7 protein-coding genes and 3 pseudogenes are annotated in these 9,176 nt (G+C 33.0%); 2 read left to right on the top strand and 8 right to left on the bottom strand.

The features are described from left to right. Positions 1 to 192: 192 nt before the first annotated feature. Both NST14_RS29725 and NST14_RS29720 read right to left on the bottom strand, forming a co-directional pair. Positions 193 to 1,353: a Ger(x)C family spore germination protein gene (locus NST14_RS29725; RefSeq protein WP_000649885.1), complete on the bottom strand. Its 1,161-nt coding sequence runs from the start codon at positions 1,351 to 1,353 to the stop codon at positions 193 to 195. Positions 1,354 to 2,342: 989 nt separating this feature from the next. Further along, positions 2,343 to 3,773 (bottom strand): IS4-like element ISBce2 family transposase, encoded by a 1,431-nt coding sequence (locus tag NST14_RS29720; RefSeq protein WP_001055915.1) that lies wholly within the window; start codon positions 3,771 to 3,773, stop codon positions 2,343 to 2,345. Between the two features lie 141 nt (positions 3,774 to 3,914). On the opposite strand from NST14_RS29720, the pseudogene NST14_RS29715 reads away from it, so the two are divergent. Next, a pseudogene (locus NST14_RS29715) lies at positions 3,915 to 4,037 on the top strand (DUF5065 family protein); the annotation flags it as partial. 182 nt (positions 4,038 to 4,219) lie between these two features. Here the strand turns inward: NST14_RS29715 and NST14_RS29710 are convergent. The 3 genes and pseudogenes from NST14_RS29710 to NST14_RS29700 form a co-directional block, all read right to left on the bottom strand. Then, on the bottom strand, positions 4,220 to 4,981 hold the full coding sequence (locus tag NST14_RS29710; RefSeq protein ID WP_033688310.1) for a hypothetical protein: 762 nt from the start codon (positions 4,979 to 4,981) through the stop codon (positions 4,220 to 4,222). Between the two features lie 166 nt (positions 4,982 to 5,147). Further along, positions 5,148 to 6,218 (bottom strand): annotated as a pseudogene (locus NST14_RS29705) (Tn3 family transposase); the annotation flags it as partial. A 69-nt stretch (positions 6,219 to 6,287) separates the two neighbouring features. Beyond that, the gene (locus tag NST14_RS29700) at positions 6,288 to 6,908 is read right to left on the bottom strand and encodes an HAD family hydrolase (RefSeq protein WP_000241162.1); all 621 of its coding nucleotides are present in this window, start codon (positions 6,906 to 6,908) and stop codon (positions 6,288 to 6,290) included. Between the two features lie 156 nt (positions 6,909 to 7,064). On the opposite strand from NST14_RS29700, the gene NST14_RS29695 reads away from it, so the two are divergent. After that, positions 7,065 to 7,370 carry a hypothetical protein gene (locus NST14_RS29695; protein ID WP_000817947.1) on the top strand — a complete coding sequence of 102 codons (306 nt, stop codon included), beginning with the start codon at positions 7,065 to 7,067 and terminating at the stop codon, positions 7,368 to 7,370. A 238-nt stretch (positions 7,371 to 7,608) separates the two neighbouring features. On the opposite strand, the gene NST14_RS29690 is transcribed toward NST14_RS29695, so the two are convergent. The 3 genes and pseudogenes from NST14_RS29690 to NST14_RS29680 all read right to left on the bottom strand — a co-directional run. Then, positions 7,609 to 7,827 carry an alpha/beta-type small acid-soluble spore protein gene (locus NST14_RS29690; RefSeq protein WP_001025787.1) on the bottom strand — a complete coding sequence of 73 codons (219 nt, stop codon included), beginning with the start codon at positions 7,825 to 7,827 and terminating at the stop codon, positions 7,609 to 7,611. Between the two features lie 64 nt (positions 7,828 to 7,891). After that, positions 7,892 to 8,083 carry a hypothetical protein gene (locus NST14_RS29685; protein WP_230305665.1) on the bottom strand — a complete coding sequence of 64 codons (192 nt, stop codon included), beginning with the start codon at positions 8,081 to 8,083 and terminating at the stop codon, positions 7,892 to 7,894. 90 nt (positions 8,084 to 8,173) lie between these two features. Then, positions 8,174 to 9,133, bottom strand: a pseudogene (locus tag NST14_RS29680) (tyrosine-type recombinase/integrase); the annotation flags it as partial. Between the last annotated feature and the right edge of the window lie 43 nt (positions 9,134 to 9,176).

The following is a 9,176-nucleotide window of genomic DNA, read 5'->3' as shown; positions in this document are numbered from 1 at the left end:
AAATATTAAGAAAAGTAAAAGGTGAAATTGGAAGAAAAGTGTAAAAGCTTGTTCACTTATATAATTTATGTAAGAAATACAGGTAATGTATATGAAGCAATCGAAGTTATGAAAATAAAATATATAATACGGGGTATAGCTAGTATTGATATTTGGCAGCTAATATCTAATTCGGTAACCAATCAAATTAACTCATTTTACTTTCTTGGGTAAAGCTGAACCTGAATGTTCAATTATTGAATGAACATGAACATTAATTTGGGCATCACTAAAATAATTTTCGCCTTGATCCCAATTCTTACGTATTTTCTTCCATTTTTTATAATTATGCCGCTTATATACTTCTCCTAACGCTAATACATCTACCTTATATTTTTTTTGAACAAGCTTTATTGATTTTTGAATCCTTTGTTCCACCTCTTTTGAAATATCCTTCGTTAAGCGTTTTTCATTCATGAATTTTTTATGATCACTAAAATGCAACTCCGCTAAAGCACCTTCGAGAAATAGATGAATATCAAACTTCGGTTTTGTAGTATTTTCAGTAAATACCTGTATTTTTCGGTGTAGCTTATGAATTTCATATGTAATAAGCTGGTCCTTTTTACGTATGGTAAAATAACCTCCTAATTTTTCACCGATTATAAAGTTTATTCCCACTGTCTGTTCGCCGTTTAACATTCCAACACACTTGTTATCCTTCCCACGAAACAACGCAGCCCCATCCATTTCTATCCCCTGTTTTGTAGGTTTTAAGACAGGTAGTACAAAACTTCGGTTTGAAATTATCTTTTCCTGCACGTCACCAATTCTTGCTGCCTCAACCATCTGAGCATTTTTAGGAGGGTGTTCAGCTAGCATATCAATATACTGTGCCGGTAAATTTTCTGGTTTTGCATTTTGTTTCAAGATTGCTTCTGCATTTTTCTCAGAAACAAATAGACGAATATTTCTTCTCATTTCATGATCTCGAATGTATACATCTAACGTATTTTGTAAAACATTTGGATTCGATAGTAATTCTTCAGAAAAAATGATTACTTGTATATGTGGAAAAAATAAAGTACGACTAATCTTTTTAGCGATTATTCGTATTTGTTCAAACACACTATCTCCTTTTGCACTCACATCAATATAATTATTCCCTGCGCCTTTTCCACCTTCTTGCGTTAACTTACTGGGAAGTACCATTTGATACGTCCCTTTCATAATTGGATTAGATTTCTTTTCCTTAACAATATCGTAAGCGGCACCTACTACAAAGCCTCTTTCTTCTATCTCCGCTAACTCAGAGCAACCGCTGATAGCCCCAGCTATAAGCGCAATTGTTATAACTTTAAAAAGACATTTCATTTCCACCATTCCTTCATTTTATCTTATATACAATAAAAATTAGTAAAGGCGCTAACACAATAAATCTCATATCAAATCACTTAAAATCCAAATAAGCCCACTGTGTGAAAAGAAAGTTTGGATAGCGATATCTCGAGGCATAGAAGATGCACCTATACATCACTGGTTGAAGATGCCACAAAAAACAAGTTCCCAACATCTAAGTTTTTCATCTCTATACTCAAATGATTTCAATTATTTTTGCTTCTCAAGATTCATTATAGAACCTTTATTTTTTTGATTAACTTAACAATTAATCTTCATGTAATTAAAAAGATAGATTATTGATTTTTATGAAAGGAAAAGATGTTTATGACACTACATGGACGTTCAGAATATTTACTGAAAGAATGAATGAAAAAATTACACTGTAAGAATAAATTTAATTTTGTGTTTTTTGAAGACAGCAGATGCAACGGACCTGAAGGTAGCTGTTTTAAGATGGGTGGTGAATTCGAACTTTTATTACAAAGAGCAGCTAAATTAGATCCCTTGTTTATTATTCATGGAGGAGACAAGGTTTATACAGTAGAAAAGAAATATGTATAACACTAAACAAAATCATTATCCCTAAAAACAAAATATACGGATTAAATAATTATAAAGTAGACTATTTAGAAAAATAATTATATCTTACCCGGCTTAATCCTATTTTAGCAATGCATGCGCAACCTAATATAGGATGTTGGTCAACAAAAGAAGGATTTCCTGTGGTCACATCAAAAAAGTATGATGTGAATATGTTAGGTTTGTTAAATGGAATGCAAGCAGTACTTCCTTCTATGATTGTAAGCAAAACAAATACCTTAATGGGGTCCTACCACACATCCATCAACTTAACGTATATTTTTATACAAAATGCGGTCTTTCCACGTAGTTTTTTATTATCTTTTATAGATGTTATAAAAGTAGGCACATCAAATAAACCCTGACGGGTTTCAAATTTTTCGCTATGCTACCTGATGGGCAGAAGTGGTATACTCATACACAACACCTAAAATATCAAAGACTGTTTTTTTCTCATATCTGTGAGATTTTCGTCCGTTTCGCTGTAGGAGGTTAAACAGACGAAGGAGAATCTTTGATAATTCTTGGGTGTTTTTATGTAGTGCTTGATGAAAAAGTAAGAAATAATCTTTAATTATGTACATCGCTTTATATTCACTTAGTTCTTTCTGTTTCTTACGTAACAGGAGTTCTCTCATTTTAAACATAGTAGAAGAACATAATAGGATACTAATGAGTTGTCCATAAAGGTGGCATTCTAATCGCTCTTGTTTAATAGATTTACAACGATGAATTCGAAACCAAGATTTCCATATTTTAAATAACAGCTCAATTTGCCAACGCAGTGAATATAAATCATAGATTTTCTCTTTCGGTACCCATTCCGTAGGAATGTTTGTCATATATACCGTAATTCCTTGTAAAAGTTTCGTACGCTCTGTATATGTAATCCCTTTTTTCTTTTCACGAATAGCTCGATCATGTAGACGTTTCTGTTTTTGCTCCTCTGTACATCTATAAACCACAATGCGAGTGGGTAGTTTGTCTTTGCTCCCTACATATACATCATGTAATTCATACACTTGGCCAGGTTGTAATTGGTTCATGATGTCTTCCAAATGAATTTGTATATATACCGGTCTCAATTGAGCAGGTTTTGTTTTAAATACCACTGTTTCGAATTCTTTTCTATATATTTTAGTTGGTAATTTAAGACGCGATAAATAATACCCTTCCTTATCTTGGATCGATTTAAAGTCTTGTAAACGAAAATACCCTAAGTCACGAATATATAGTTCATTCTTTTGTGTCATGTCCATTCGAGTCGCCCCATATGCCTGATCACTTCGTTTTCCTGGTTCAATTTTCACATCAGAAAACTCTCCGCTCAACAAGTCATACTCTAATTGAATTTTCACACCAGCTGTATGACTACAGCCTCCGGCACCAGGATAAGTAGCTGCGAATCGATCTGGAACTTGAAAGGTTGTAGAATCAAGGATGCGAATCCGCTTAAAGTAAGCAGAAAGAGAATGAGAAATTGTAGATGATCCTCCAATTTTAGCTTGTAGAAGTGTAGTAAATACATTTCGAAAGAAGGCTACAGAAGCCGAGTTAAATCGTCGATTCAGTCCCTCAGGACTTAATAAAATTCCTGTTGAAGTTTCTAATTGACTACAAAGTTGAGTAAGAGAGGTTGTAGCGATTTGTTGATTTAACCATACACACAAAGATAAAAAATGGTGCCCATGGCACTTACGTTTTCGTTTCATTCCACCTGCTTCTATAGCTAATTGATTAAGTGTAGCGGGAGACATATATCGATATAACTCTTCGGCAAATAAAGACAGCTCTTGTTTTTGATGCATATTCATAAAAAGCACGTCACCCTTTCTCATTAACATAAGAGAAAAGTAACGTGCTTTTAAGTTTAAGAATAGTCTAAATCCTTAAGTTGATGGATGTGGGGTACAGGCACATCGCTATCAAGCTAACAAAACAAAATACCCCCTAAAACGAAAAAGAATTGTAGATTTGTAACACCTATTACATCTGTTCAAGATCCAGGATCATATGTAGCTGTTATGAAACTTGGAGAAAATTATTATTATGGTGGCAGCTTTAAAATTAAAAAATAATGAAAGTTAATTTCACTAATGATAATATTTTTGATATGATCAATGTATAATAAAAACATAACTCATGTAATAGTCTAGGCGGTATACTTGACCAACGGCCGCTTAGCTAATGAGTTATACCCCTTAGAAAAGGTACCTTGCAGCAGGGGTACCTTTTCTTTTATTTTCAGTGGTAAATTATTTTAAATTGTAGCTATATAGCTAAAAAGTATAATGATTATATTGTAATTGAAGTGTAGTATGTATCCCATATGAATATTTTTAAATATTAGAAAGAAAATCATTTGGGCGATAGCTGGAATCCCAATGATAGTTAAACATTGTATCCAATTATAGTTATACGTAGAGAGATGGAGTAATCCAAATGAGCTTCCAGATAATATTAAAGAGGCTGTAATTGAAGCTATGGGGCTTATTATGAATGAGCGTATGATCTTATGCAAAAAAAACAATATAGAGACAAACATAATGTTCTCTCCGATTAATTGAATTGCAATACCAGGTGTTTTGTGAAGCATATTAGTAATCCCTTCATTCCCAATGGGATGAGATGCTCCTCTGAATGTTGTAAAAGATATTAGTACGGCTAACAATAACAACATAATAGCATAAATAATAAAAGCACAGAAAAAAGAAATTTTTAGTTGCTGGAAAGTGATTTTTTTAGAAAACAAAAACCGTTGATCCCTCATTATAAATAGGAAAACTAATGAAATGGGAAAAGAAAAATAAAAAGATTTAATTAAGTATTGCATCCGTATATCTAATTCATTTATATAATTAAGCATGAATGATGGAAAAGGTATGTAAACAGTAATAATACAAAGTATGATAAGTATTAGAAAGTGCAGATACGTTTTAGTTTGTACTAAGCAATCTAAATATGTGTTGGCAGAACTTAATGCGTTTATGGTCTGCTTAAACTCTTTAGAAACTGCGTTAATAACACTCCGCCATTTTAATAAAAGTATATGTATTTAATCCATCATCTTATATGCCATTCTTCCCTAATTGTGTTAAATATAATCTCATCTCTACGCACATTATAAAATTTCACGTACCATATTTATTAATTATATTTAAAATATAGTCAACAAGGGGATTTCTATATTCCGGACGATATAATTTTTGAGAACCAATATTTTTGAAGCGTGGCATCAGTTTAAAACCAAGTAGATGACAAAAAGCAAAAGCAACGACACTTTGCCCATGTGTATCGACATAATTTCGATCTACTTCCATGTCCGTACAGTGACGAAGAACCCCTTCCATCATAGCTGCAACTTCCGAAGAAAGGCAGGATTTAAGCTGTGAATAGATACAAGCTGACTTTCGATCTGTATGCCAATAGATCATAACGCCCTGTCTTTTATAACGAGGATGCCATTCGTACAGCAAGTTCTGATTCCACGATCCAAAATGTTTTGAATCGGAAGCACATGCCGTAGTAGCTTCTCCCCATACTTCTTTCATACGGTTGCAAATGATATGGTTCGTAACCTCTGCATTCGCTTTACGTAGATGATCTTTATGTATAAATTTTTGACGGATGTATCGAAGTTCCCGATAACTATCAGTGTTGCTTCCAGCAGAGACAGCTTTCAGACCTGTATTGGTTCCAAGGCCAAATAAACTGAGAAGAAGTCGACGTTGAATTATTTTTCGATCTAAAATCTCTCGATCTGCCGTAGTCTTAAAATGCTTCGTAAATTCTGTGTGAAAATCGGTTTCTTTTAGCAAATCTAATAAGTTAATATCTGACCATCGATTCTTGATTTCACCTTTAATTTGAGCCAAATGGGGAGGATCAGGCTGTTTCTCTAAAGGAGAAACTCGAATCCAACCTTTATTATTTTTCGTCGTAATGACAACTTGTCGATTACTGTTCTTTTCGAATCCTTGATTCAATAGAGTTAACTTTTCCTTCATTAACCGTATGATTTCTGAAATAAACAGATCAGCTTCCAAAGGTACTTTCAATGCTTGAAAATGTTCTTCTTTACGTTCTTCAAAATCTTGAGGTAAGTCTTCATCAGGATTTCGATAACGATCAGCCCCCTCAATCCAAACTTCTTTACAACGAAGTCGAGTTCGAAGTGATTGAAGAACAGCAATTTCATAATTGATTCGATTCACTCTTTCAATCCCTTTGTTATCTTTTTCAATAATAATCCCTTTCCATCATCAAAACCTCCTATTATAATAGTTTTATTTCTGTCTCTCAAAAAGTTAAAAAGCCTGCCTGTATGTTTATATTAATTTTAAAATGTCCTTAGGTTCTTGTAAAATATATTCCGCATCTTTAAAAGCATCTTTTGTTTTTGATCCCCACGAGGCAAGAGCAAATTTCACACCAGCACTTTTTGCACATTGCATATCATATATAGAATCTCCAATGTAGATTGCCTCGTGACAAGGAACATCTAATCGTTTTAAGCAGGCTAATAAAGGTTCAGGATGTGGTTTATGTTTATCCGTATCACATGCGCAAATTGTATGTTCAAAATAACTACTTAAGCCAAATGGCTCAAATTCGTCTATTAATTCCTGTTTAGTTTTCGATGTCACAATGCCTAGTTTTATAGTACTTAGAGACAACATACCAATGATATCTTCAATTGACTTGAACACGGAGACTTCATGATTATAAGCTAATACAGCTTTACTCCATTTTAGATGAATAACGTCTATATTAGGCACATTCAATTTTTTTAAAGCTTCCTTCCCGGGGATACCCAATGCAAAGTCCAATGCATCTAATGTATAATCTTCATTTAATTCTTCTTTCAAAATTCTTTGTAACGATTTTAATATTGCTTTTTCTGTATCTAAAATTGTACCATCAATATCGAAGATAAGAGTTTTAACCAAATTAGTCCCTCCATTTTCAGTTCTATTCCAAGCGATTTTTTCACACCCTTTAAAGCTTTTTTCCTATATGTTCTCAGGTTTAAATTTTCTCTTAATGTCCATTGTAACAAAGTTCCAAATGAACTATCATTATTTTTAGTAAATGGAGGGGATTTTTTGAAAAGAGAAAATTTGAGGGTGTTTACTAAAATTTCATTCTTAACAGCATTAACTTCAATTACAATTCTACCAATATCCTTATATATGTTAGCAATGACTTCAAATGAAAATATAGTATCTATTTTAAAGGTTTCTATATCAGTTACATTTTTTTCTTCCTTATTTGCTATTCCTTTAAGCGTCATTTCAATGTTCAGTAAAGAGAATTTAACCAAAAGAATTTTTGTTTTATTGGGAAATTTATTACCAATCGGTCTTTTAACTTATGCTATAATTTTAGAATTTGTAGATGAATTCTTGTAGACTACACCTTAAAACAAAAAATAGCGAATTTAGGTTTAATAGCGTTTAACAGACTTAAGGTTACTTTTAAAGGGTTTAATGGGTTTCTATACTTAATGTATTGTCACATCAAATAAAAACCCTTAAAAATGAATCTGAGTGGTCATTTTTAGGTTTTTAAAAATGATTTTTAATATTTATGTAAATAAAAGGAAAAAGAATCCGTTTTATGGACCCTTTTTCCTTTTATTATTTTAACTTAATGTAATCTGTGTTGTCCTGATAATTGTTCCTCAGCCATTCGAACTAAGCGCTTTGTAATTTCTCCACCGACAGACCCATTTGCACGTGATGATGTATCAGGTCCTAGTGTGACTCCTAATTCACGGGCAATTTCATACTTCATTTGTTCAATAGCACTTGCTGCAGCAGAAATAAGAATTTCATTTGTATTACTTTCGCGTCTTTGAATATTCATAATTGCACCTCCACTATATTTGTATATAACATGTGCTTAATTATGATATTTATACGTAAGTAAACTATTTTCTTCTATTATTTTTAGGAGAACTCTTTTTCGTTCTCTCTTTACCATATTCCACTAACTGAATTTGAAACACATCTGAATCCTGAATTCCTAACACATTCATTTCTTCTCTAAATGAACGCCAGGACTCTACCTTTATTGATTTTTCTAGGCCATTTCTTAATGTGTAGATTCTTGAGTATTCTATATTCTATAATTAAACCCTCCTTACACGTTAAATAATGTGTATTTAATTGTGTAAAAAAGACATAATTAAATAATTTTTTATATTAAAATTTCACACCAACATATCCGCAAATGTAGTCCCCACATTATTCTTTCGTTTCATATGCTTCTCTAAATAGATCTTTGTTGTTTGAATATTTTCATGCCCAAGTGTTTGCATTAAATGATATAAATCCGCATTTCCTTGTTCAACTGCCATGATTGCAAAAGCATGACGGAATGTATGTGCCGTTACAGGATTTTCACGATACTTTAGAAAATCTAAATTTGTCTTTTTTATCATATCTGTTACCTGGTTGGATAACGTTTTAGGATTATAAAAGTTTCCTCTTTGATTAATAAATACAGGACTTTCATCTCCACGATTCAATACAGTTTGGAATCCTCGTCTTCGTCTCATTTCGCTAATACATTGGAATAAATGCTCAGGAATGAAAAGTTCACGTACTTTATCCCCTTTTCCTGTGACTTTTAACCAATACTTTCCGTCATAATGTAAGTCTTTCACTCTCGCAGTGCACAATTCTTGAATTCTTGCACCGGTACTTGCTAGAGCTAGTAAAATTGTATAGTTTACTAAATGCCCTTGTTCTTTATAAAACTCTAAAATTTTCATCACTTCATCATAGGATAGGTCTCGATTTGGCCGATCCTGTTCATTTACATTCGCTCGCTTCAGTTCTTCATGAAGAGGCTTTTCAATGTAAGAAAAAACGTGAAGATGTTTTAGAAAAGAACGAATGAGCACTGTTTTCTTCGCAAGCGTTGCGACCGCGTACGTATCTCCGTTTCTACCGTTCTCTACCTGCTTCAACCAAGCATTATATTTACGAATATGCCAAGGTTGCAATGTTTTTAATAAAGAGTCGTTTTGCTGTACCTCTTCCCCATTCAATTCGAATTCCTCTGCGTGCTGCACCATGCACTGACAAAATGACAAGATTTCGGACACATAACTCTTTTTCGTATCCTCTTTTCTATTCTTCTTTTCATCCATATCTTTTTGTAAATGGGGTCACGTCACATGCCCATCAACTTAAGAATTTTCACTACCC

Source organism: Bacillus sp. FSL W8-0519 (genome assembly GCF_038005585.1).
In the GTDB taxonomy this organism is placed as follows: Bacteria; Bacillota; Bacilli; order Bacillales; family Bacillaceae_G; genus Bacillus_A; species Bacillus_A paranthracis.
This window is presented reverse-complemented; position numbering and strand designations above follow the sequence as displayed.

Excerpts from the sequence above, each read along its gene's own strand:
- NST14_RS29725 (WP_000649885.1), bottom strand. The coding sequence starts at position 1,353 with ATGAAATGTCTTTTTAAAGTTATAACAATTGCGCTTATAGCTGGGGCT.
- NST14_RS29720 (WP_001055915.1), bottom strand. The coding sequence starts at position 3,773 with ATGAATATGCATCAAAAACAAGAGCTGTCTTTATTTGCCGAAGAGTTA.
- NST14_RS29690 (WP_001025787.1), bottom strand. The coding sequence starts at position 7,827 with ATGAATATTCAAAGACGCGAAAGTAATACAAATGAAATTCTTATTTCT.